22 protein-coding genes are annotated in these 24510 nt (G+C 46.2%); 9 read left to right on the top strand and 13 right to left on the bottom strand.

The window, feature by feature from the left end; all coding sequences use genetic code 11:
• The first annotated feature begins 33 nt into the window (after nucleotides 1-33).
• Complete coding sequence (gene mutM, locus IC571_RS09685) at nucleotides 34-870, top strand: bifunctional DNA-formamidopyrimidine glycosylase/DNA-(apurinic or apyrimidinic site) lyase (protein ID WP_215316378.1); 837 nt, start codon at nucleotides 34-36, stop codon at nucleotides 868-870.
• Entirely contained in the window at nucleotides 855-1997 is a 1143-nt protein-coding gene (mutY, locus tag IC571_RS09680) for an A/G-specific adenine glycosylase (RefSeq protein WP_215316376.1), read from the top strand. The genes mutM and mutY overlap by 16 nt, the downstream gene beginning before the upstream one ends.
• On the opposite strand, the gene rapZ is transcribed toward mutY, so the two are convergent.
• The 9 genes from rapZ to IC571_RS09635 form a co-directional block, all read right to left on the bottom strand.
• Nucleotides 1942-2832, bottom strand: coding sequence for an RNase adapter RapZ (gene rapZ, locus IC571_RS09675; protein WP_215316374.1), 891 nt, complete (start codon nucleotides 2830-2832; stop codon nucleotides 1942-1944). The two genes, mutY and rapZ, sit on opposite strands and share 56 nt — an antisense overlap.
• Before the next feature lie 3 nt (nucleotides 2833-2835).
• Complete coding sequence (hprK, locus tag IC571_RS09670; RefSeq protein ID WP_215316372.1) at nucleotides 2836-3822, bottom strand: HPr(Ser) kinase/phosphatase; 987 nt, start codon at nucleotides 3820-3822, stop codon at nucleotides 2836-2838.
• Complete coding sequence (locus IC571_RS09665; RefSeq protein ID WP_215316370.1) at nucleotides 3819-4280, bottom strand: PTS sugar transporter subunit IIA; 462 nt, start codon at nucleotides 4278-4280, stop codon at nucleotides 3819-3821. The genes hprK and IC571_RS09665 overlap by 4 nt, the downstream gene beginning before the upstream one ends.
• Before the next feature lie 33 nt (nucleotides 4281-4313).
• Entirely contained in the window at nucleotides 4314-4637 is a 324-nt protein-coding gene (hpf, locus tag IC571_RS09660; RefSeq protein ID WP_173956490.1) for a ribosome hibernation-promoting factor, HPF/YfiA family, read from the bottom strand.
• 200 nt (nucleotides 4638-4837) lie between these two features.
• Nucleotides 4838-5605, bottom strand: coding sequence for an LPS export ABC transporter ATP-binding protein (lptB, locus tag IC571_RS09655; protein WP_215316368.1), 768 nt, complete (start codon nucleotides 5603-5605; stop codon nucleotides 4838-4840).
• Nucleotides 5602-6153 (bottom strand): LptA/OstA family protein, encoded by a 552-nt coding sequence (locus IC571_RS09650; protein WP_215316366.1) that lies wholly within the window; start codon nucleotides 6151-6153, stop codon nucleotides 5602-5604. Before IC571_RS09650 ends, lptB begins: the two co-directional genes overlap by 4 nt.
• Before the next feature lie 9 nt (nucleotides 6154-6162).
• Complete coding sequence (gene lptC / locus IC571_RS09645; RefSeq protein ID WP_215316364.1) at nucleotides 6163-6804, bottom strand: LPS export ABC transporter periplasmic protein LptC; 642 nt, start codon at nucleotides 6802-6804, stop codon at nucleotides 6163-6165.
• 17 nt (nucleotides 6805-6821) lie between these two features.
• Nucleotides 6822-7394 carry an HAD family hydrolase gene (locus IC571_RS09640; protein ID WP_215316362.1) on the bottom strand — a complete coding sequence of 191 codons (573 nt, stop codon included), beginning with the start codon at nucleotides 7392-7394 and terminating at the stop codon, nucleotides 6822-6824.
• 22 nt (nucleotides 7395-7416) lie between these two features.
• Nucleotides 7417-8409: an SIS domain-containing protein gene (locus IC571_RS09635; protein WP_215316361.1), complete on the bottom strand. Its 993-nt coding sequence runs from the start codon at nucleotides 8407-8409 to the stop codon at nucleotides 7417-7419.
• A gap of 11 nt (nucleotides 8410-8420) precedes the next feature.
• On the opposite strand from IC571_RS09635, the gene IC571_RS09630 reads away from it, so the two are divergent.
• On the top strand, nucleotides 8421-10403 hold the full coding sequence (locus IC571_RS09630; protein ID WP_215316359.1) for a monovalent cation:proton antiporter family protein: 1983 nt from the start codon (nucleotides 8421-8423) through the stop codon (nucleotides 10401-10403).
• Nucleotides 10404-10439: 36 nt separating this feature from the next.
• Here IC571_RS09630 and uvrA read toward each other — a convergent pair whose 3' ends face one another.
• Entirely contained in the window at nucleotides 10440-13328 is a 2889-nt protein-coding gene (uvrA, locus tag IC571_RS09625) for an excinuclease ABC subunit UvrA (RefSeq protein WP_215316357.1), read from the bottom strand.
• A gap of 37 nt (nucleotides 13329-13365) precedes the next feature.
• Between uvrA and IC571_RS09620 the strand changes: the two genes are divergently transcribed.
• On the top strand, nucleotides 13366-14547 hold the full coding sequence (locus tag IC571_RS09620) for an MFS transporter (RefSeq protein WP_215316355.1): 1182 nt from the start codon (nucleotides 13366-13368) through the stop codon (nucleotides 14545-14547).
• Between the two features lie 71 nt (nucleotides 14548-14618).
• On the top strand, nucleotides 14619-15071 hold the full coding sequence (gene ssb / locus IC571_RS09615; protein ID WP_215316353.1) for a single-stranded DNA-binding protein: 453 nt from the start codon (nucleotides 14619-14621) through the stop codon (nucleotides 15069-15071).
• A gap of 77 nt (nucleotides 15072-15148) precedes the next feature.
• Here the strand turns inward: ssb and queF are convergent, their stop codons facing one another.
• From queF to ilvA, 3 genes are read right to left on the bottom strand one after another with little or no spacing between them, the layout of a single operon-like run.
• The gene (gene queF / locus IC571_RS09610; RefSeq protein WP_215316352.1) at nucleotides 15149-15976 is read right to left on the bottom strand and encodes an NADPH-dependent 7-cyano-7-deazaguanine reductase QueF; all 828 of its coding nucleotides are present in this window, start codon (nucleotides 15974-15976) and stop codon (nucleotides 15149-15151) included.
• A 2-nt stretch (nucleotides 15977-15978) separates the two neighbouring features.
• Nucleotides 15979-16893: a 5'-nucleotidase gene (locus IC571_RS09605; protein WP_215316350.1), complete on the bottom strand. Its 915-nt coding sequence runs from the start codon at nucleotides 16891-16893 to the stop codon at nucleotides 15979-15981.
• A gap of 2 nt (nucleotides 16894-16895) precedes the next feature.
• Entirely contained in the window at nucleotides 16896-18416 is a 1521-nt protein-coding gene (gene ilvA, locus IC571_RS09600; protein WP_215316348.1) for a threonine ammonia-lyase, biosynthetic, read from the bottom strand.
• Between the two features lie 134 nt (nucleotides 18417-18550).
• Between ilvA and IC571_RS09595 the strand changes: the two genes are divergently transcribed.
• From IC571_RS09595 to IC571_RS09580, 4 genes are read left to right on the top strand one after another with little or no spacing between them, the layout of a single operon-like run.
• Nucleotides 18551-22390 (top strand): FAD/FMN-binding oxidoreductase, encoded by a 3840-nt coding sequence (locus IC571_RS09595; protein ID WP_215316347.1) that lies wholly within the window; start codon nucleotides 18551-18553, stop codon nucleotides 22388-22390.
• Entirely contained in the window at nucleotides 22390-22788 is a 399-nt protein-coding gene (locus IC571_RS09590; protein ID WP_215316346.1) for a gamma-butyrobetaine hydroxylase-like domain-containing protein, read from the top strand. The genes IC571_RS09595 and IC571_RS09590 overlap by 1 nt, the downstream gene beginning before the upstream one ends.
• Complete coding sequence (gene ubiE, locus IC571_RS09585; protein ID WP_215316344.1) at nucleotides 22788-23531, top strand: bifunctional demethylmenaquinone methyltransferase/2-methoxy-6-polyprenyl-1,4-benzoquinol methylase UbiE; 744 nt, start codon at nucleotides 22788-22790, stop codon at nucleotides 23529-23531. The genes IC571_RS09590 and ubiE overlap by 1 nt, the downstream gene beginning before the upstream one ends.
• A gap of 58 nt (nucleotides 23532-23589) precedes the next feature.
• Nucleotides 23590-24480, top strand: a complete 891-nt coding sequence (locus IC571_RS09580) for a Tim44 domain-containing protein (protein WP_215316342.1) — start codon at nucleotides 23590-23592, stop codon at nucleotides 24478-24480.
• Nucleotides 24481-24510: the final 30 nt, after the last annotated feature.

The following is a 24510-nucleotide window of genomic DNA, read 5'->3' as shown; positions in this document are numbered from 1 at the left end:
GCACATTCTAATCTGCGAATCTACAATCCACTTATGCCAGAACTTCCAGAAGTAGAGGTCACTAGATTAGGAATTGCCCCTCATTTACAGGGGCGAGCTGTTACTGCCGTTCAAATTTTGGATGGTCGTTTGCGTTGGCCAGTTCCCAAAAATCTCCCTAAGATCTTGCTTGGTCAAAAAGTGAGGGGCATTCAACGACGTGGGAAGTATCTATTAATTGAATTTGCAACAGGCCACCTATTGATTCATTTGGGTATGACCGGAACCTTACGAGTGCTTCCTCTTAAAGAACCCCTGAAATTGCATGATCGGGTGATTCTAGAATTCGGAAACTTAAGCCTACGACTTCATGACCCCAGAAAATTTGGAGCCGTTTTGTGGCATGCCAAATCAAAAGGTCCTATAGAGCAAAACTTGTTGTTACAGAAGCTAGGGGTTGAACCTTTTTCGCAAGAGTTTGAAGGTGAGCTTGGTGCCGAACTGTTATTTGAGACTTCGCGTAATCGCAGTGTCGCTGTAAAGCAATTTCTGTTGGCAGGACAAGCGGTTGTTGGGGTTGGCAATATTTACTGTTCTGAAAGTTTGTTTAAGGCAGGCATTCATCCCGCCAAGCCAGCTGGTAAATTAACGCGCCCTCAATGCTCGAGATTGGCTGAGGCAGTGCGAGTCATTTTGAAAAAGGCGATTGCCGCTGGTGGTAGTAGCCTCAAAGATTTTGTGAATAGCGATGGAGATCCTGGCCATTTCATGGTGCAAACCAAAGTCTACGATCGCAAAGATCAGCCGTGTAAAGTTTGTAAAACGCCGATTAAACAAATCGTGCAGGGGCAACGGTCTACTTATTTTTGTCCTACATGTCAAAAACGCTAACGGATCTTTTTTCGCAGAAGCTGATCGCCTGGCATTCTCATCATGGCCGCTCTGGCTTGCCGTGGCAAGGTATTCGTGACCCCTACGCCGTTTGGGTTTCGGAGATCATGTTGCAGCAAACACAAGTTGCCACTGTCTTAGAGCGTTACCCCCGTTTTATGAAGCGTTTCCCCACGGTCAAAAAACTGGCTACCGCGCATATTGATGAAGTACTAGCAGAGTGGGCTGGTTTGGGGTATTACTCTCGTGCTCGCAATTTACATGCGTGTGCACAGCAAGTAGTGAATGAGTTCAATGGAAAATTTCCAAGTGATCCTGCTTTGCTTGAAAAATTAAAAGGGATAGGGCGCTCAACAGCAGGTGCAATTGCTGCATTTGCTTTTCATGTAAGAGCACCCATTCTGGATGCTAACGTTAAACGCATACTGGCTCGCCTATTTGCAGTAGAAGGACCGCTGCAAAATAAGCTTGTGAATGATGGATTGTGGAGTTTGGCAGCACAATTGTTGCCAAAGAATTCCTCGGATATGCCTGTGTACACCCAGGCTTTAATGGATTTTGGTGCTACTTGGTGCACTTCTCGTAAGCCAGTCTGTATGGGTAACGATAAAAAGTGCCCTTTTGAGAAAGAGTGCCAAGCTAGTCTAAGTAATCAAGTGCTTGCCTTCCCCCATAAGACGGTGAAAGCAAAGTCACCTGAATTTGACTGCGATATGTTGCTGATTCGATCGGGTAATTCCATTCTTTTGCAAAAACGTCCGAGCAAAGCCATTTGGGGTGGATTGTGGTCTCTTCCAGAAACAGCTTGGGTCGCAAAGTCTGATAAAAAAAGAAAACTACCGGCGTTCAAGAATATATTTGAGGAGGCTTTGCCAAGCGAGAATGCAGCCCCATGGCTGAAGGCTTGCAAAGGCGCTACTCTGGGCCCCCAGATTAAACATGTCTTTACTCATCGACGCTTATGGATGCAGATTTGGGAAGTTACCGCTTCTCGACCTTTGGGGCCAAAAGGTGAGGATTTACAGTGGGTGCCTTTAAGTCAGTTAGGCCGTTATGGCCTTCCACAGCCCATCAAGATTTTGTTGCAGGGATTGAGTCTAGTTCGCGATGACGATCTAAAAAATTAAGTTGTAAATCCGTAAGATCTTTTTGAGCGCGGAAATGCTCGCTGATGCGATTGACTAAATAGACTGAGCGATGTTGCCCACCAGTGCAGCCTATTCCTATTGTTAGATAGCTACGACCATCTGCAATGTAATGCGGTAACCATTTCTCAATAAATTGAGTAATGTCGTTTTCCATGCTCACCACCTCAGGAATTTTTTCCAAGAACTCTTTCACGGGCTTATCGTTACCCGTAAGTGGTCTTAACACCTTGTCATAGTGAGGATTGGGGAGGCAGCGTACGTCAAAAACGAGATCGGCTTCACTAGGGATGCCTTTTTTAAATCCAAAAGATTCAAAAATGACGGTGAGCCCAACCGGCTTATCTTTCAGGAGATCTTGAATCCATGAGCGCAGGGCATGAGCAGGAAGATTGCTCGTGTCGATGCTGTGGGCTTGGGCACGCAATGGTTCAAGCAGATTGCGTTCTTTATCAATGGCCTCAATCAAGGTGGCTGATTGTGATTGTTTAGCATCACTAGATAAAGGATGCCGACGCCGCGTTTCTGAGAAACGTTGCACCAAGGTATTGGTGTCGGCATTTAAGAAAACAACCCTGACTTGATGCTTGCGCTTGAGTGTGTCTAGAATTGAGGGAAGCTCAGCAATTGATTGACCGCGACGCGCATCTATTGCTACAGCTACCCGTTCACTATTTTCTTTTGAGAGGGTATCAATTAAATTTTCCAACAACGACACTGGAAGGTTATCGACACAGTCGTATCCAGCATCCTCAAATGCCCTCAGGGCAACTGATTTACCTGAGCCTGAGATTCCGGTAATCAGATTAATTTGCATGACTTACAGTAGGCGTCCTTGAGACTTGACGGAATCTGCTTCAGTATTCATTTGAATGCGCTGGCGCTCAATAAATTCTTTTAGGGTATCAATACCGCGCAGTTGCAAAATAGTATTGCGTACTGCTGCTTCAACAAGAACGGCTAAGTTTCGACCTGCGGCCACTTGAATTTTTACAGTACGAATCGGTATGCCCAATACATCAATGTGTTGGGCTTCTAATGGAAGACGCTCAAACTCCCCATCAGTTCTACGAACGAGTTGAACAATAAGGCGAAGCTTTAATTTGCGGCGGACAGCAGTTTCGCCAAAAATAGTACGAATATCGAGCAAGCCAAGACCGCGTACTTCGAGAAGATTCCTGAGGATGGCTGGGCAGCGACCTTCAATGTAATCTGGGCCTAGTCGAGCAAAATCAACTGCGTCATCAGCCACTAGGCCATGGCCACGTGAAATCAGCTCAAGGCCTAATTCGCTTTTGCCGAGGCCGGATTCACCAGTGAGTAAGACACCCAATCCCAAGATGTCCATGAAGACGCCATGCATCGTAATTTGTGGGGCACCAATTTTGGTGAGGTAAGTGCGCAGATGATCAATTACCTCTGCTGCAGAAATTTGTGTTGTAAATAATGGCGTGGAAGAGCGCTGACAAAACAATTGCAAATCGGGATCAGCGGATTTTCCATCGGCCACAATCACGCAAGGTGGCGTTTTTGAAATCAAGCTCGCAATTTGCTCTTGTTTCTGTTTGGGATCTAAGGCTGCGTGGTAATCCACTTCTTGCTCACCAAAAATTTGAATCCGGCTTGGGTGAATGAGGTTTAAGTGGCCCACAAGGTCAGAGCTGGCTGCCGCTGCTTTAACAGCTTCAGGCGGAAAAGTTCGGTCAGCGCCTTCAAGGCCGCCGATCCAAGAGAGCTTGAGATCAGAGACATTGTCGTCAAAAATCTGCTGGGCAGTTACTCCATCCAGGAGTAATGGCTGCGTCATTTTGTATTGCCCCAATGTTGCAATAGTTCACAAACTTTTAATGCATCTGTAGAAGTGCTTAAGGTCTCACGAACATCTGCATCCGAAAGTAGTTGGGCTATGGAGGACAAGATTTCTAGGTGCTGCTGTGTTGCCTTCTCGGGCACTAGCAAGAATATGAGGGTCTTAACAGGTTCGCCATCGGGCGCGGCAAATTCAATGGGATCTTTAAGGCGGATTAAAGCGGCAGCTGGTTGCTTTAATCCCTTAACTCTACCGTGCGGTATTGCAACACCTGCACCAAGGGCTGTAGAGCCTAATTCTTCACGAGCATTCAAAAACTCGACAACTGAGCTTGCATCGATTCCAACTTGCTTGGCAAATAGATTCCCGGCGGCTGCAAACGCATCAGCTCTGTTTTTGGCAGGATTGTCTAATGCAATGCAGTCGGGGGTGAAAAGATTGGTCAGGGCATTCATTAGAAATGATTATAGGTGTCCTGACGCTGGGTATCACTCAAAACGCTTTTCGTGATGATGATCTTGAATCTTTTCCTTGTGTTTCACTACTTGGCGCTCCAGTTTGTCAACAACGGCGTCCATGGCATGGTAAAGATCCGCATTATGAGCCTCGGCAAATAATTCTTTGCCCTTGAGGTGGATGGTGATCTCCGCGCTTTGGCGCAAATCTTTTTCCTTGGCGTTATCAACCACCAAAAAGGCTGAGGCATCAATGACGTGGTCGAAGTGCTTTCGAATTTTTGCTAAGCCGGCCTCCAAGTGGGTACGCATGGCGGGGGTAACTTCAACATGACGGCTATTAATTTTTAAATTCATTAGCAACTCCTTGTATCAAAGTCTGCGCATGGCTATATCCGGGGTGCGCAGCATGCCCCTGTGGAATTTGAGCTGTTTTTTTTGAGAAGTAATGCATGAACCTCCAGCGTATCAGCGAATTTGCTGAAAACCAAGAGGGAAAAGAGATTTTTTCTTACTTATACGGATAGAAGCCTGATGCCTTGCACAAGACTGGGGAATTACATCCGGAAGTTCTCGCCTAAGTAGACCCGACGGACCGCATCATTCTGAATAATTTGATCTGGTTGGCCTTCCGCTAGAACGCTGCCTTCACTGATGATGTAAGCATGATCGCAAATACCAAGGGTTTCCCGAACATTATGGTCGGTAATCAGAACACCGATTTGTCGATCCCTTAAGAAGCGAACAATTCGCTGAATTTCCCCAACAGCAATGGGGTCAACCCCTGCAAAGGGTTCATCCAGCAAAATGAATTTAGGTTGGGATGCTAAGGCGCGAGCGATTTCCACTCGCCTACGCTCACCGCCTGAAAGTGAGAGTGCTGGGTTATTGCGCAGGTGACCGATTTGCAGTTCTCCTAAGAGCTCATCCAATCGATTGGCAATTTCTGCTTTGCTTAATGGCTTACCACCCTGAACTTGGAGCTCTAGAACGGCCTGAATGTTTTCAGCCACATTCAATTTTCTGAATACGGAAGCTTCTTGAGGTAAGTAAGAGAGTCCCATGCGGGCACGCTCATGGATGGGCAAATGGGTGATGTCTTTACCATCAAGCACAATTTGACCACCATCCAATGGAACCAGTCCAACAATCATGTAGAAGGAGGTAGTTTTGCCGGCGCCATTAGGGCCTAAAAGGCCAACCACTTCACCGCATTTCACTTCTACGGATACATCTCGCACTACTGTTCTTGAGCCATAACGCTTTTGTAGTTTATGGGCACTGAGTGTTGCGCTTGATTTGGCTTGAGCGAGGTCCGTAGTCATTTTTCTAATGTGGCTTTTCGTCTTGGTGAGAGAACTGCTCTTGCTAAAGGAAGGTCCTCAGATTTTGCGTTGGGTGGTGGTGTTACACGATAACGTTCAGTAATGTCATCGTACTCAATTTTCCAGCCTTGTAGTTGATCAAGCATTTGCATGTTCAGTAAGCGTTTTAATCTGGCGTCGCCTGTGATGGTTAGCAACTCTGTTTTTGCATTGTAGGAGACCTGAGTGCCATGACCCTGCATAAATTCATCGGCTAGACCTTCTCTTCTTTGTCTAAAACTTGCCGCTGTATCAGTAGTTCCTTTGACATCCACAAATTCATAGCCTTCAGGATCGACTTGAATATGACCATCGTCTCCAGTCACAACTATGCTGCCTTTGATTAATAGAATTTGACCTTTGAGATCGTATATCTGCTGCACATCATTTACTGAAACACTTTCAGCCTCAAGGATGACGGGTTTATCTTGATCAGCTTTTTCTGCATAGGCAAGACTCGTGCACACAAGCAAGCAAAACGAAATCCAAAGAGTGAAGAGTCGAATCATGAGGGTATTTTATTGACCATTACGCGGAGCGCGTTCAATTCGACCTTTTACTTGCCCTGACAGAGTCATGCTTTGCTGAATATTGTCAAAGGTGCCACCATCCGTTGAATGCATTACCGACATCCCTTGTTCAAGCGTAATTGGTTTATCTGTTTGAACGATGTCATCGTTAATCAGCACTTTGTAATAGCTTGATGAAGCTAACATCCTGAGGGTTGCTGGCTCAGTGGCGGTAGCGGGCTGAGGTGGTCTGTAGATTGTTGCGTTATCAAATAACTCCAAAATCGTCAGGTCACCATCAAGATGACCTGTATTGGATTTAACGGTAACAGGTGCTTTATCTGGCTGAAAGAGTCGCATGCGAGGCAAGTCAATATCGATTGAAGCATCGTCATCATAGTGAGTCACCTTGTCGCCCAGAATGCGGTACTTCGTATTGCCTTGTTCATTTAATGCAGATAGCGTGCCATGTTGAATAATGTAGTCAGGCTCATGAAGGCGCACTCGCTCTAGTCCAGAGTGTTCAGCTGGATTATTTTTTCTCACCAACCAAAAGGTGACTAAAGTTAGCAGGCCCATCAATATCAAAGGCATCAGACGTAATACGGTACGGCCAATGCTAAATTTGATTTGTTGGGAATTGAATAACATTGCTCGATTGGCTAATCTTAATTGCGTGCTTTGTTGAGCAACTCTTCATACTGATTCTGAGATTTCAGAATCAGGTCGCACGCTTCTCTGACTGCGCTATTGCCGCCAGTTCGTGTGGTGACAAAATGCGCGAATTCTTTAACAGCTTCATGTGCTTGTGCTGGCGCAATGCGCAGGCCTGCTTGCTTCATCATGGCTAAATCAGGCCAGTCATCACCCATCACAGCACAATCACTCGTCTTGAATCCAAGTGCTTTGAGTACTTCTTCAAGAGCAAGTGCTTTATTCTCAACGCCCATATGTACATGTTTGATGCCAAGTTCATCGCAGCGAGCCAATACCATTTTGGAATTTCTGCCAGTAATAATTGCAGTCGCAATGCCGCATTGCTCTAATAGCTTGATGCCCAGACCATCTTGAATATCAAATGCCTTTAAGCATTCTTTTCCTTCAGCATCAATCCAAACCTGGCCATTTGTTAATACGCCATCTACGTCCAAAACCAATAACTTAATTTTGCTGGCGCGTTCCCAGGCTTGCGGGTAATTCGATAGAGGGTTTGTATTGTGAGTATTAAAAGCGCTCGGCATGGAATGAAATTAGGTGACTACGTTAAATAACTTTGGCCGCAAACAAATCATGTAAGTTCAGTGCGCCAAGCAAAAGACCAGCTTTATCCGTTACTACCAAATGATTAATCCGATGTTTTTCCATCATTTCAATCGCTTCTTCAGCCAATAGTTCGGGCGGAATAGTTCTAGGACTGGAGGTGGTGGCGTTTTTCAGGGTGATGTTGCTGAGGTTGGGGCTCTTCTCGAGCAAACGACGTAAATCACCGTCAGTCAAAATGCCAAACACCTTATCGCTTTCATCAAGAGTGACGACCATGCCCATGCGTTTCGCAGTCATCTCTAGTAGAGCGTCTTGTAATGAGGCCTGAATCGAAATTTTTGGCGTGTCTTCAAAGCTTCTCATGACTTCGCTGACATGCATTAATTGCTTGCGACCTAAGCGACCACCAGGATGTGAGCGTTGAAAATCTTCCGCTTGAAAACCGCGAGCGTCAAGTAATGCAACTGCGAGTGCGTCGCCCATAGCAAGCGTTGCGGTAGTGCTAGTAGTAGGCGCTAGATTGAGAGGGCATGCTTCTTTTTCTACGCTAGTGTCTAGATGCGCATCTGCTAATTTGGCTAGAGAAGAATTCGGTGCGCCGGTGAGTGCAATGAGTTTTGCTCCAGTACGCTTCACGATGGGGACGATTGTCAGTAATTCATCCGTTTCACCTGAATTGGATAACGCCACAAAAACATCTTCACGAGTAACCATGCCCAGATCGCCATGACTGGCTTCGGCAGGGTGAACAAAAAAAGCAGGCGAACCGGTTGAAGCAAAGGTGGCGGCAATCTTGCGGGCAATATGCCCCGACTTCCCAATGCCGGAGACCACAATTCTGCCTTTGCAACCATGGAGTAATTCCACTGCGTGGATTAGGGCATCTGCATTGGCGCCCTCAAGGCGATCGCGCATTGTTTGCAGTGCAGCAGCCTCAATAGTGAGGGTATCGCGTGCAAGCTTTAGGGTACGTTCACGAGTCTTAGCTATCATCGAGTAAGTATATGCCGTCAGTCCTTCAATTAACTCTTATTCTCTTAGCCTCTGGTGTGGCTGGAGTGGTTATTTTCCGCTATTTTGGCTTACCCCCTATTTTGGGCTATTTGGCTATTGGGGTGTTAATTGGGCCAAATGCCTTGGGCTTAGCCAGTGATACCGCCACGGTGAAGTATTTAGCGAAATTTGGAGTTGTCTTTTTGATGTTCTCCATTGGTCTGGAATTTAATCTGCACAAACTCCGATCTATGCGAAATATCGTATTTGGCTTGGGTGGTAGTCAGGTAATTTTGACAATGGTGCTGGCAGTACCTGCCAGCTTACTGATGAATTGGATTTACCCGATTTCATGGCAGGCTGCAATTGCGCTAGGCGGAGCACTAGCAATGTCATCTACAGCGATTGTTACCAAACTCATTTCAGACCGTGCTGAGTTAGAGACAGAGCACGGCCGCAATGTTGTCGGGATATTGTTGTTCCAAGATTTGGCTGTGGTTTTCTTATTGATCTTATTGCCGTCCCTGGGAAAAAATCCTAAAGATCTTTTTGTGGCGCTGACCGCAGCCTCTATCAAAATCACAGTTGCTCTGACCCTGATTTTCTTTATTGGCCAAACCTTAATGAGCCATTGGTTTAGGTTGGTTGCGAAATTACGCTCACAAGAATTGTTCATGCTCAATTTGTTATTAATTGTGCTGGGCATGGCTGGCTTGACTGAGCATTTTGGTTTATCGCTGGCTCTCGGCGCATTCTTGGCCGGCATGTTGATTTCTGAAACACCTTATCGTCATCAGGTTGAAGAAGATGTTAAACCCTTCCGCGATGTTTTATTGGGGCTCTTCTTTATTACGATTGGCATGCTGCTTGATTTCAATGTCATTCGTGAGCAGTGGATGTTGGTATTGGCTTTATTAATCGGCCCATTGGTGTTTAAGTTTGGGCTCATTGCCTTACTCTCGAAGGCATTTGGCTCTAGTGCCGGCATCTCAATACGGACAGGACTATGCCTTGCTCAGGCCGGTGAATTCGGTTTTGTTCTGCTTACGCAAATCGATGGCTTAGATTTGATTGATCCAACCTTAAGTCAAGCCGTTCTTGCGGCAATGCTGCTCTCGATGTTTTGCGCCCCATTTCTGGTTGAGTACAGTGACCGTATCGCAATGCGCTTCTCGAGCAACGAATGGCTTTTGCAATCCCTTGCATTAACTCGGGTTGCCGCGAAAAGTGTTCGTAATGAAAATCACGTCATCATTTGTGGCTTTGGTCGATCTGGTCAAAGCCTAGCTCGCATGCTTGATCAGGAAAAAATTCCTTACATTGCCTTGGATTTAGATCCCGATCGAGTGAAAGAAGCTGCCGCTGCTGGTGACAACGTAGTGTACGGGGATGCTAGTCGTGAAAATTACTTGGTAGCTGCTGGTCTCTCCAGAGCCAAGACGGTTGTGATTACCTATGCCGATACTGCAGCAAGCTTAAGAGTGTTACGTCAGGTTGAGCATTTACGTCCTGGCATGACTGTCTTAGTTCGCACAAAAGATGATGCTGATATTGCCAAGCTGCAGGCTGCAGGGGCTACAGAGGTGGTGCCTGAGTTAATTGAGGGCAGCTTGATGATTGCATCGCATGTCTTGCTCATTATGGGTGTGCCGATGCGCAAGGTGGTCAGGCGTATTACGACTGCGCGTGAAGAGCGTTATAGCTTATTAAGAGGATATTTCCGTGGAGCGGGTGACGATGACTTTGGTTCGAATGAATCTTGGCGTTTGCATTCCATCACTTTGCTGCCTAATTCTCAGGCGGTTGGTAAAACACTTTCTCAGCTTCATCTAGAAATCGACGGAGTTAGTATTCAGGCGGTTCGTCGCAAGGGTCGTAATGCAAACTACAGCAAGTTGACCTTGGCCGCGGACTTACTGCTTCAGGCAAACGACATTCTGGTGATTTCCGGTAATTCAGAGGCCATTGATTTAGCCGAGGCTAAATTACTCTGAAATGTCTGCCATTAGTAGATGGCGAAGGTTCGCCATCTACCTTTTCTTTTTGTTAGTAGTCGTTTTGCGAGTTAACAAGGGCGCCAAATAATGACCTGTGAAACTCACTTCATTCTTGGCAACTTCTTCAGGGGTGCCGGTCGCGATGATTTGTCCGCCACCTGCGCCACCTTTAGGCCCTAAATCAATAATCCAGTCGGCGGTTTTAATAACATCCAAATTGTGCTCAATGATGACAATGGTGTTGCCTTGTTTCTTGAGGGTTTGAATGACGGTTAACAACAATTGAATATCGTGGAAATGTAAGCCAGTTGTCGGTTCGTCCAGGATATAAAGAGTTCTACCAGTATCTCGCTTAGAAAGCTCCAGCGAAAGCTTTACACGCTGAGCCTCACCCCCCGATAAGGTTGTGGCGCTTTGACCAAGCTTTACATAACCTAAGCCAACATCTAACAATGTCTTCAGTTTTCGTTTAACAACTGGAACCGCTTCAAAGAATTCATGCGCTTGCTCAATCGTCATTGAGAGCACTTCATGAATATTTTTTCCTTTGTAGCGGATGTCTAGAGTTTCGCGGTTATAGCGTTTGCCATGGCAAACATCGCAAGGCACATAAACATCTGGCAAGAAGTGCATCTCTACTTTTAAAACGCCATCGCCTTCACAGGCATCACAACGACCACCTTTGACGTTAAAGGAGAAACGACCTGCTTCATAACCACGTTCACGCGCAGCAGGCACACCTGCAAAGAGCTCGCGAATGGGCGTGAAAAGACCGGTATAAGTAGCAGGATTGGAGCGTGGCGTACGACCAATTGGTGATTGATCTACGCTGATCACTTTGTCGAAGTGCTCTAGGCCCTTGATGGCATCGTGCGCAGCTGGCTCAGCACTTGAGCCATATAAATGTTGTGCAACAGCATGATGCAGGGTGTCATTGATCAGGGTTGATTTACCCGAACCTGAGACACCTGTTACGCAGGTCAATAGACCTACAGGAATCTTCGCGTGTACGGATTGCAAATTATTTCCACGTGCGCCAATGATTTCTAGAAAACGATCATTTACGGGAATGCGTTTTTCTGGAACTTCTATTGCTTCGCGTCCAGCAAGGTAGGCGCCAGTCAGTGATTTGGTGTCAGCTTCTACTTCTGTAGGAGTGCCTTGCGCAACAATTTCACCACCATGAACACCAGCGCCTGGACCAATATCAATGACCCAGTCTGATGCGCGGATCATATCTTCATCATGTTCAACGACTAGAACGCTGTTACCTAGGTCGCGTAAATGCTTGAGAGTACCAATCAATCGATCGTTATCACGTTGATGCAGTCCAATCGATGGTTCATCAAGCACATACATCACACCCGTTAACCCGGAACCAATTTGGCTTGCCAGGCGGATACGCTGTGCTTCACCGCCTGAAAGGGTATCGGCACTACGTTCGAGAGAAAGATAGTCGAGTCCAACGTCGTTTAAGAAGCGTAGACGGGCGCTAATTTCTTTAATGATCTTGTCTGCAATCTCTTTTTTAGCCCCTTTGAGTTCAAGAGCCTCGAAATATTCTTTCGCTTCTTTTAATGGCAACGCGCTGATTTCATAAATAGCGCGCGATTGCTTTTTCTCGCCCACTCGTACGAAGCGCGCTTCTTTTCGTAAACGACTACCGCTGCATTCAGGGCAGGTTTGAATGTTCTGATAACGAGAGAGCTCTTCGCGGACAGTAACTGAATCTGTTTCACGATAGCGACGCTCGAAGTTGGCAACGATACCTTCAAAAGCATGTTCGCGGATGGTGTTTTTACCGCGCTCATTGATGTATTCAAAGGGTATGGTGACATCACCAGACCCCAATAAGATCAAGTCTTGCTGTTTCTTGGTAAGTGATTCAAAAGGTTTTTCAACATCAAAGCCACCATGTTTAGCAAGAGTTTGTAGTAGCTTGAAGTAAAACTGGTTACGTCGATCCCAGCCCTTAATGGCACCTGATGCTAGTGATAAATCAGGATGCGCAACAATGCGTTTAGGATCAAAGAAAGACTGATGACCCAGTCCATCGCATGAAGGGCATGCACCCATTGGATTATTGAAAGAGAAAAGACGTGGCTCTAATTCTTGAAGGGAGTATGAGCAAACTGGACAAGCAAACTTGCTCGAGAAAATCATCTCTTTACCAGTGTCCATATCAACAATCATTGCTTTACCATCGGCAAGACGCAGTGCAGTCTCAAACGATTCAGCAAGACGTTGTTGAATATCTGGTCGAACTTTAATGCGATCTACTACAACTTCAATAGAGTGTTTGTCATTCTTCTTTAGAGCAGGTAATTGATCTACTTCGAATATTTCCGCCTTAGCAGCATTCGCAGTACCTCCGCCAGAGCGGACGCGAAAGCGCACAAAACCCTGGGCTTGCAGATCTTGAAAGAAGTCCACAAACTCACCCTTACGCTCACTTACTACAGGAGCAAGAATCATGAGCTTGGTGTCTTCTGGCATTGCCAATACTGTGTCCACCATTTGAGATACGCTTTGCGCCTCTAATGGAAGATCGTGGTCTGGACAATGCGGTGTTCCAGCGCGTGCAAATAAGAGGCGCAGGTAATCATGAATTTCTGTTACGGTGCCGACAGTCGAGCGCGGATTGTGGCTAGTTGCTTTTTGCTCAATGGAGATTGCTGGCGAGAGACCTTCAATCGTATCGACGTCCGGTTTTTCCATTAATTGCAAAAATTGACGGGCGTAAGCCGATAATGACTCTACATAACGTCGTTGACCCTCTGCGTAGAGCGTGTCAAAAGCAAGAGAGCTCTTTCCCGAGCCAGACAAGCCGGTTAATACAACCAGCTTCTCCCTAGGAATGTCTAGATTGATGTTTTTGAGGTTGTGGGTGCGGGCACCGCGGATCTTGATTTCGTTATTCATGATTTTTTAGCGTAACTTGTTAATATAGCTCTTTCTCATGAATCCTTCTGAACTTCGCTCCACTCTCGCTTTAGCAGGCATTTTTGGCCTGCGAATGCTGGGCCTATTCTTGCTATTGCCAGTCTTTAGCATTCATGCGCGTGGTTTGCCGGGTGGCGAGCATGCGCTTTGGGTGGGCTTGACCCTCGGCATCTTTAATATTATTCAAGCTTGCTTTTATATCCCCTTGGGGCGTCTTTCTGACCGTATTGGACGGAAGCCAGTGGTACTTTGGGGGCTTTCTTTATTTGTAGCTGGCGCGCTCATTTGTGCTGCTCAAGATGATTTGCTGTGGATTGCAATCGGTCGGGGAGTAATGGGTGCGGGCGCAGTATCTGCTGCCATTTCTGCGTGGGTTGCTGACCTGACGCGTGAGCAGGTTCGTACACGAGCGATGGCTTTGGTCGGCGGCAGTATCGCGCTCTCATTTGCTTTGTCTTTGGTGATTGCTGCGCCGATATATCGATTAATCAGTCTCAGCGGAATTTTTATTGTCCTTGCGATTTTGGGCGTTGCTGCAATGATGGTCACATACTTTGTTTTGCCAAGCAATAAGCCCGAGGTAAATGCTCAGGCCTCACTAAAAGAGGTTTTTTTACGACCTGAATTAATGCGTTTAAATTTGGGCGTCTTTGTTCTGCATGCAACACAGGTAGCCATGTTTTTGGTTGTGCCACGCTTACTTGTTCAGGCGGGGCTACCCTTAGCTTCCCATTGGGAAATTTATTTACCCGTTGTGTTGTTGTCATTCTTCTTGATGGCACCCATTTTGATTTTTGGTGAGAAGAAACAAAAAATGCGCACCATTTTGCTGTTGGCAATCATATTGTTATTGCTTGCAGAAATTTTGTTCACTAAAACCTCTTCAGTCATCTCAATTGCAATTGCTCTCTTGATTTACTTTGTAGGATTTAACTTATTAGAAGCATTGCAACCTTCTTTGGTGTCCCGTTTTGCAAAAGAATCAAAAGGCACTGCACTGGGCGTTTACAACACCACTCAGTCAATTGGTTTATTTTCAGGGGCAGCTCTAGGGGGCTATTTAATGGATAGCCATGGTGATTTATCGGTCTTTGTGATGGGTGCTGCGCTCTTGGTATGCTGGCTTATAATTGCTTGGTCGATGAGTGAAATGCCTGCGAAAGCAGTTGATTCAAAGGACCAAGCTACAAAGATTTAGCAACATTGATTTCATTAAGACAAGCAACTTTTTAAGCAGCAATAACAGCAGTATTTTCTTCGGGAGACAACATGGCTTCGGTAAATAAGGTCATCATCGTAGGTAATGTCGGGCGCGATCCAGAAACGCGTTATATGCCAAGTGGCGACGCAGTTACCAATATTTCAGTAGCAACTTCAGATCGCTACAAAGATAAGCAAACAGGTGAAATGAAAGAAACCACGGAATGGCATCGCGTTGCATTCTTTGGAAAGCTTGCAGAGATCGCAGGTCAATATCTTAAAAAGGGTTCACAGGTTTACGTAGAAGGTCGTTTACGGACACGTAAATGGACTGACGCAAGTGGTCAAGAAAAATACTCAACCGAAATCGTTGCTGAAACCATGCAAATGCTTGGCGGTAAACCAGTTGGTGGCGGTGATGGTGGTGAGAGCTACAGTCGCTCTAAGTCTGCTGAACAGCCTGCTCCAGCAGCTTCCAGTGCCGCATCACTAGGTGCAATGGATGATGATATTCCGTTCTAAGTAGTAACAACATGCCATTTAAGTAATTGATGGCTGCTAAGAAAAACCCCTCAGAAAATTCTAGAGGGGTTTTTTATTTATTGGCGAGCATGACGAATGTTGTCTGGCCAAGGTGAGTTGTAGTCTGTTCTAAATGGATTGATATCTAGACCACCGCGACGAGTGTAGCGCGCATAAACGGATAATTTTTCTGGCTTACATTGCCGCTTGATATCAGTAAAGATCGTTTCAACACAGTGTTCATGAAATTCCCCTAATTGTCTAAAGCCAATCAGGTAACGCAATAAACCTTCTTCAAGAATGGGTCGACCTTGGTATCGAATTTGAACGCTAGCCCAATCAGGTTGACCTGTAACTGGGCAATTAGATTTCAGTAAATGAGAAATCAAGCATTGTTCAATAGGGCCGAATGATTCATTTACGCCTAATACGCTTGCGTCTGCAGGTAGATTGGGGTCGACTTCAATATCGAGTCTGTCCATCAGAATGCCGTCCATTTCCTGCATTCCTTTTTTAGCTACAGCTTCAGTTGCTTGAATGCGTGTTGTGATCTTGCTTCCTGCAACAGTGGAGAGATCATTGATGAGTAAGTCGCACAACTCATTTTCATCTTCAAAGCGCGCATTATTCAGGCTATTGAGATAGAGCTTGAACGACTTGGATTCAATCATGTTGGGTGAATCTGCTGGAATTTGAAATTCAGCGAGTGCGATCTGAGGCTTCCCTTTTTTATTAAGCCAACTGAGTTCAAAGGCATTCCAAATATCTACACCAATAAACGGCAAGGCTTGACCTTCTTTTAATCCAAGCTTGGTGCGATTCTCTGATCTTGGAATAGGGAATAGCAGACTTGGATCATATTGATCTGGGTATTGCGTTGTTTGCCCAAGTGAGAGTGTCGCCATGGTTACTTTGGGTTTTTTGGCTGATTAGAGACGCCAGATACTACGTGACCAGTGGGTGCAACAGAGGCCGCCGATTGGCAGTGACCTGTTTGGTCATCAAAGAAAAAGTCTGGTTCAAATTCTCGAAGAAATTCACTCTTCGTTAAGCCGCCAAGAAACATCGCTTCATCCACGTCAATGCCCCAAGCCATTAGAGTGCGAATGGCGCGTTCATGGGCGGGTGCTGAGCGAGCAGTTACTAAAGCGGTACGAATGCGCATACCGTTTTCACTAGTTGAGCGTTGCAGTCTATGTAATGCTTCTAACAAAGGCTTGAATGGACCTGGTGGCAGGGGGATATCCACCTTTTTGCTCTCATGATCAACAAATGCTTCAAGACCTTTGTTCTGGAAAACTTGTTCCGCTTCATCTGAAAACAGTACTGCGTCTCCGTCAAATGCAATTCGAATTTCATTGGGGTGAGACTCGGCAATTTTGCTAGATTCTGGAAATACGCGAGCCGCCGGAAAGCCGGCATCAATGGTAGCTCTCACATCATCTTCATTGGCTGACAAGAAGAGGTTGGCGTGGAGAGAGCGCAGGTAATGGTATGGCGGGCGCCCTCTGGTAAAGACACCGCGCTCTAGATGAAGGCCGTGATGTTCTGCAGAGCGGAATACTCGTAAGCCGCTCACTGGATCATTGCGCGAGAGAATCACCACTTCAACCCGTTGTTCGCCCGCCTCATTAAAGGCGAGTAATTTTTTAACAAGTGGAAAGGCCACGCCTGTTTGCGCCGCTATCCCCAAACGTTCAAGCTGAAGCTTCATGTAGGCGCTGTCATCGGTAGATTCGAAGATACGATTTTCTTCTTCAAAATCAAACAAGGCACGCGATGAAATCGCAACGACAAGTTTTCCGGTGAGCGTGTAAGACATAGTTATTTCAAGAATAAGCGATAAGCAGGGTTGTTGCTTTCATCCCAATGTGGATAGCCTAGAGTGGCTAAGAATTTCTGGAATTTCTTCTGCTCATTTTTTGGAACTTGAATGCCGACCAAAATGCGACCATAGTCTGCGCCATGATTGCGATAGTGGAACAAGCTAATGTTCCAGTTCGGGGCCATGCTGGTTAAGAACTTCATCAACGCGCCTGGGCGCTCAGGAAATTCGAAACGGTACAGCAATTCATCTTTGGCCAATGCTGAGTGTCCGCCCACCATATGGCGCAAATGGGATTTTGCTAATTCGTCATGAGTGAGATCAATCGTCGCAAATTTGGCTTTACGGAAATGTTTTGCAATCGCATCACTATCGCCAGATTTTTGAGTGCTGATGCCCACAAAAATATGCGCTTCTTTTTGATCACCAATACGATAGTTAAATTCCGTCACATTGCGTTTGCCAAGTAGTTCGCAGAAGCGTTTAAACGAGCCACGCTCTTCAGGAATGGTTACTGCAAATACCGCTTCACGGAATTCACCCACATCAGCACGCTCTGCAACAAAGCGTAGGCGGCTGAAGTTCATATTGGCACCGCAGGCCACTGCTACTAGGGTCTTCTTCTTGAGGTGTTTTTTCTCGACATACTTTTTCACGCCGGCGATAGCTAAGGCGCCCGCGGGCTCAAGAATGCTGCGCGTGTCAGTAAAAACATCATTAATTGCTGCACAGATTTCGTCGGTATCCACCGTAACGATTTCATCAACTACTTTTTTGCAGATACGAAACGTTTCTTTGCCAACCAATTTAACGGCCGTACCATCGGAAAATAATCCAACATCTTTCATCTCAATGCGTTTATTTGCTTTGAGTGATTGATTCATTGCATCAGAGTCAGATGCTTGAACACCGATGACTTTTGTTTTTGGGCTAACGGCTTTTACATATTCGCCAATACCAGCAATCAAGCCACCACCACCAATTGCAACAAAGACAGCGTCGATAGGATCTGGATGTTGAGTAAAAATTTCTTGCGCGATCGTGCCTTGTCCTGCAATCACATCGGGATCATCAAAAGGATGGACAAAGGTGAGACCCCGTTTTTTTGCCACGACTTCAGAATGCTTAAAAGCATCGCTATAGGATTCGCCGTGCAGGATAATTTCTACCCAGGACCCGCCTCTGGCTTTAACGGCATCAATTTTGACGCTTGGCGTGGTAACCGGCATCACAATGACAGCCTTGCACTTCATTTTTGCTGCTGCCAAGGCTACGCCTTGAGCATGGTTGCCAGCTGAAGCAGCAATAACCCCGCGCTTTAAGGCTTCTGGCGCCAAATGCGCCATTTTGTTGTAGGCGCCTCGGAGTTTGAATGAGAAAACGGGTTGGTTATCCTCCCTTTTGAGCAAAACTTGGTTGCCCAAACGCTTGCTTAATTCTGGGGCGAGCTGAAGCTCAGTTTCTCTCGCTACGTCATAGACGCGAGCCGATAAAATTTTCTTTAGGTAGTTCGTTGCCATCCGATGAGCGTACCACGGATGAGCCCTAAGCCCTTAGATTTTCAGGGGTTTATATCTTTGGTCGGCAACTTTCTCGGTTTCCTGCCAGTATCGAGGTAGCTCAATTAAAATGCATATTTACCAAATATGTCGATATGAACGCACCGTTGGCTTTGAACCAGTTGCAGGATTTTGAGGCGGATTCTCCCCGACTTCGCGAAATTCCCTACAACTACACCTCTTTTTCTGATCGTGAGATTGTGATTCGCCTCTTGGGCGAGGAGTCATGGCGCGTTTTAAATGATTTGCGTGGTGTTCGCAGGACTGGTCGCTCAGCACGTATGTTGTTCGAAATCCTGGGCGATATTTGGGTCGTACAGCGCAATCCTTTCTTGCAAGATGACTTGCTTGATAACCCTAATCGTCGACAGCAATTAATTGATGCCTTGTGGCACCGCTTAGGCGAAGTGAAAAAGCGAAACAATGGCGACTCTGCTGAGCAGGTAGAGGTTTTGTTGAATGCCGCTTATCGCGCGATTGAAAATTTTGAAAATGGCTTTAAAGAAGTTGAGCAAATTCGGAAACGTGCTCGAAAAGAATTAGGTCGTCACACTGCAAGTGACAACATTTGTTTTGACGGTGTTTCTCGTGCTGCGCATGTTACCGATGCAACGGACTGGCGTGTTGAGTTCCCCTTAGTCGTTCTCAAACCCGATTATGAATCCGAGATTCCTGGATTGGTTAAAGCCTGCGTTGAATTGGGTTTGACCATCATTCCGCGTGGAGGTGGCACGGGCTATACAGGCGGCGCCATTCCTTTGTATGCGATGTCTGCGGTGATTAATACTGAGAAGCTACAACAAATTGATGGTGTAAAAAATAAACGCTTACCAGGTGTTGATCATGAAGTTTCAACCATCTTCACTGGTGCTGGTGTTGTAACGCGTCGTGTATCTGATGCTGCTGAGCATGCTGGCCTTGTATTTGCGGTTGATCCTACTTCAGCAGATGCAAGCTGTATTGGCGGCAACATCGCGATGAATGCTGGCGGTAAGAAAGCGGTTTTGTGGGGCACTGCCCTAGATAACTTGGCCAGCTGGCGCATGGTAGACCCAGAGGGAAATTGGCTTGATGTAGAGCGCCTTGAGCACAATCTTGGCAAGATTCATGATGTTGAGAAAGTTCGCTTTCAGCTGACTTGGTCTGATGGCAATAGTGAGCCTGGCCAACGTATTTTGAAGACAGAAATATTAGAGGTAGAAGGGAAGCGTTTCCGTAAAGAAGGTCTCGGTAAAGACGTTACCGATAAGTTTTTAGCGGGCTTGCCTGGCGTGCAAAAAGAAGGTTGCGATGGCTTGATTACAAGCGCAACCTGGGTTCTACATCGTATGCCTAAATTCATGCGCACGGTTTGCCTCGAGTTTTTCGGTCAGGCCCGTGAAGCGATTCCTAGCATTGTGGAGATCAAGGCTTACCTCGAAACCTTAAGCAAGCAAGGTGGCCCAATATTGGCTGGTCTTGAGCATTTGGATGACCGTTACTTGCGTGCAGTTGGCTATTCGACAAAGTCCAAGCGCAATAGTTTGCCAAAGATGGTGTTGATTGGTGATATTGCTGGTGATGATGAGGAAGCGGTTGCGGCTGCAACGAGCGAAGTGGTGCGCATGGCTAACTTACGTGTTGGAGAAGGCTTTGTAGCAGTCAGTGCAGATGCGCGTAAGAAGTTTTGGTTGGATCGTGCTCGTACAGCAGCGATTGCTCGCCATACCAATGCATTCAAAATCAATGAAGATGTAGTGATTCCGTTGCCACGTATGGGTGAGTACACCGATGGCATCGATCGAATCAATATTGAACTCTCTCTGAAGAACAAGCTTCAGGTTTTAGATGGCCTCGAATCCTTCCTCAAAAAGAGCGCTTTGCCCTTGGGTAAAAACGAAGAGGATTATGAAATTCCGACCGCTGAGATCTTGGGCGATCGTGTTCAGCAAGCATTAGAGTTAATTGCAGAAGTACGTTCGCGTTGGTCTGAATGGCTAACGCAAATGGATGCCTATTTCCCGCAGTTGCAGAACTATAGTCTGCGTGCTTCTTGGAAAGAAGAAGTGCGCTCAGAGTTGCGCATCATATTTGGTGGCTTAGCGTTTGAACCCATTCTGAATGAGTTAGAAGCCATTCATAAAAATATTTTACGTAAGCGCGTCTTTGTTGCTTTGCATATGCATGCGGGTGACGGGAATGTGCATACCAATATTCCCGTGAATTCAGATGACTACGAGATGTTGCAGGATGCGCATCGCGCTGTCGATCGCATCATGAAGTTGGCGCGTTCTTTGGATGGCGTTATCTCTGGTGAGCATGGCATTGGTATTACCAAGTTGGAATATCTAACCGAAGCAGAGCTGAAAGACTTCCGTAGCTACAAGAATCGAGTAGATCCTGAGGGGCGCTTTAATAAAGGCAAACTCATGCCACATGCTGACTTGAGTATGGCCTACACGCCCAGCTTTGGTTTGATGGGACACGAGTCCATCATCATGCAGCAAAGTGATATTGGTGCGATTGCTGATAGCGTGAAGGATTGTTTGCGTTGTGGAAAGTGCAAGCCTGTTTGCTCCACGCATGTCCCGCGCGCTAATTTGTTGTACAGCCCGCGCGACAAAATTCTTGCTACTTCATTGTTAATCGAAGCATTTTTATATGAAGAGCAAACACGTCGCGGCATCTCAATTCGACATTGGGAAATGTTTGATGATGTTGCCGCGCACTGCACCGTATGTCACAAGTGCTTAACCCCTTGCCCCGTGAAGATTGATTTCGGTGATGTCACCATGAATATGCGCAACTTGTTGCGCAAAATGGGGCAACAGCGCTTCAATCCTGGAACAGCTGCCTCGATGTTCTTCTTGAATGCAACTAGCCCAGATACGATTCATCTTGCTCGCAAGACCATGATTGGTTGGGGTTACAAATTACAGCGTTTCGGCAATGATGTATTGCGTAAGTTTGCCAAACAGCAAACCGCACATCCACCGGCAACTGTAGGTAAGCCCAGTGTGAAAGAGCAAGTCATCTTTTTTGTAAATAAAAAGATGCCAGGCAATTTACCTAAGAAGACTGCGCGCGCCTTGTTGGATATTGAAGATGCGAACTATGTGCCCATTATTCGTGATCCGAAGATCACTTCTGCGGATAGCGAGGCGGTGTTTTATTTCCCTGGCTGTGGTTCTGAACGTCTATTTTCTCAAGTCGGCTTAGCAACCCAAGCGATGCTTTGGAATGTTGGCGTACAAACTGTATTGCCTCCAGGCTATCTCTGTTGCGGCTATCCCCAGCGTGGCAATGGCGATTTTGATAAAGCCGAGAAGATGATTACTGACAACCGCGTATTGTTCCATCGCGTTGCCAATACTTTGAATTACTTAGATATCAAAACGGTCGTGGTTTCTTGCGGAACTTGTTATGACCAGCTGGCAGGTTATCAGTTTGAGCAGATTTTCCCTGGCTGCCGCATTATTGATATTCATGAATATTTGATGGAGAAGGGCGTTAAGCTTTCTGGTGTGAATGGCGTCAAATATATGTATCACGATCCTTGCCATTCACCTATGAAGTTGCAAGATCCATTGAAGACAGTAAACGAGTTGATTCAGCTGGAGGATGGCAAAGCGATTGCTAAGAACGATCGTTGCTGCGGTGAGTCTGGAACATTGGCGGTTACTCGCCCTGACATCTCCACTCAGGTTCGTTTCCGTAAGCAAATCGAAATGGAAAAGGCTGCCAATGATTTGCGTAAAGATAATTTCACGGGTGATGTAAAAGTCTTAACGAGTTGCCCATCTTGTTTGCAAGGATTGTCTCGATTTAATGCGGATAGTGAAACCACTGCAGACTACATTGTGGTGGAGATGGCGCAAAAATTGCTTGGTGAGAATTGGATGCAAGATTATGTTGCCAAGGCAAATCAAGGTGGCATTGAAAGGGTGTTGGTTTAATGATTCCAAGCAATGTAGTAGTGCATCAGCAATCTAAAGTGCTAGAGCTTGCTTACGATGATGGTCAAACTTATCGCTTGCCATTTGAATTATTGAGAGTGGTCTCGCCATCGGCCGAAGTTCAAGGTCATGGTCCTGGTCAAGAAACCTTGCAAACAGGTAAGCGCGATGTGCTGATTTCCAGTCTTGAGCCTGTTGGCCACTATGCCTTAAAGCCTACCTTTTCTGATGGCCATGATTCTGGTTTGTATTCGTGGGAGTACCTACGGTTCTTGTGTGAAAACCAAGATCAAATATGGCAAGAGCATCTTGATAAATTAGCAGCCGCTGGGCTTGATCGGGATGCTCCGATGGCGTCAACAGGCCATTCCCATGACCATTCTTGTGGAAGTCACTAATGAGTAAAACCCATTTTGGTTACCAAAGCGTTGATGAGAAAGAAAAAGCCGGCAAGGTGGCGGAGGTATTTCACTCAGTCGCTAATAAATATGATGTGATGAATGACTTGATGTCATTTGGTTTGCATCGTGTTTGGAAAAAAATTACGATTGCGCGCGCCAATGTACGCCCTGGTCAAAAGATCCTGGACATTGCCGGGGGAACAGGCGATCTTGCCGCAGCTTTTGCAAAAGCAACTGAATGGGATCGTAATCCTGATGCTCAAGTTTGGTTAAGCGATATCAATGCATCGATGCTTGGTGTTGGGCGCGATCGTTTGCTCGACCGCGGTATTGCGCTCCCTTGCGTGCAATTTGATGCAGAGAAAATCCCCTTTCCTAATAACCATTTTGATGTGGTGACGGTTGCATTCGGTTTACGGAATATGACCCACAAAGAGGATGCCCTTGGTGAAATGTGTCGCGTGATTAAACCAGGTGGACGTGTCTTAGTGTTGGAATTTTCCAAGCCAGATGCGTTTTTGCAGCCCGTGTATGACGCTTACTCATTTAAGGTGTTGCCTTGGTTGGGCGAAAAGATTGCGCAAGATTCAGAAAGTTATCGTTATTTAGCTGAGTCAATTCGCATGCATCCTGATGCGGATACGCTGAAGCAGATGATGTTAGATGTTGGCTTTGATGAGGTAGAAACCCATAGGATGACTGGGGGTATCGTTGCCTTACATATTGGTATTAAATACTGATAGTTGTGTATTTTTCAGTAATAAAAATGCCAAAAAGTAATTAAAAGGAGTAATCCAAATGAGACAACATTTTTTTAGAGCTGTAATAGTGAGTATGGCATTAATGTTTGCAAGCATGAGCCATGTAGAAGCTGCGCGCCTTGGTGGCGGTAAAAGTTTTGGTCGGGCCCCTAGTGCACCAATTCAAAAACAAGCTACTCCGGCTCAGAAGCCCGCTCAACAAGCCCAGCCAACAGCTCCAGCTCCAGCAGTTACTCCACCTGCGCCTGCACCAAGTCGTTTTGGTGGGATGGGTGGAATTTTGGGCGGCTTAGCCGCTGGTCTTGGTATTGGATATCTTTTATCCCATTTTGGTTTGGGTGAAGCTGCAGCCTCGCTGGTAACCGGTTTACTCATTGCGATGTTGGCTGGTTTTGTCATCATGTTTTTGATTCGGAGATTGCTACCAGTAATGTCACCCTCTGGCGTGCAACGTACCAATCTTGGTCAGCCATCCAGACAAGAGCCTGCATTTATTCCCGCAGCCAATGCGTTTGCTGATGTTGGTGCTGATTCAGAAACCTTTCAATCCACTTTGCCTCCAGGTTTTGATGAGCGTACTTTTTTGGAAAATGCCAAGCAATTTTTCGTGACGTTGCAAAGAGCTTGGGATCAGGGCGATTTGCAATCTTTACAAGAGTTCACAACACCAGAGATGTTTGCAAGAATTTCACAGGATCTTGCGGGACGTGTTGATGCCGCAAATCAAACAGATGTGATTACTGTTAATGCGCGCCTATTGGGAATTGAAACCAGTGAAGCGCATTATTTCTGTAGCGTTCAATTTAGCGGGGTCATTTGTGAGCAGCCGGGAGCGCCGGCCAACGACTTCTCGGAAATCTGGAATTTAAGTAAGCCCTTGGAGGGTCCGGGAGGCTGGGTACTAGCGGGTATCTCTCAGTTGGTTTAAGCTTAAGGTACTTTCCGACGGAAAACCCGC

The organism is Polynucleobacter sp. MWH-UH2A (assembly GCF_018687195.1).
Classification (GTDB): domain Bacteria; phylum Pseudomonadota; class Gammaproteobacteria; order Burkholderiales; family Burkholderiaceae; genus Polynucleobacter.
Note: the sequence above shows the minus strand (reverse complement) of the source record. Positions and strands in the feature narration are given on the sequence as shown.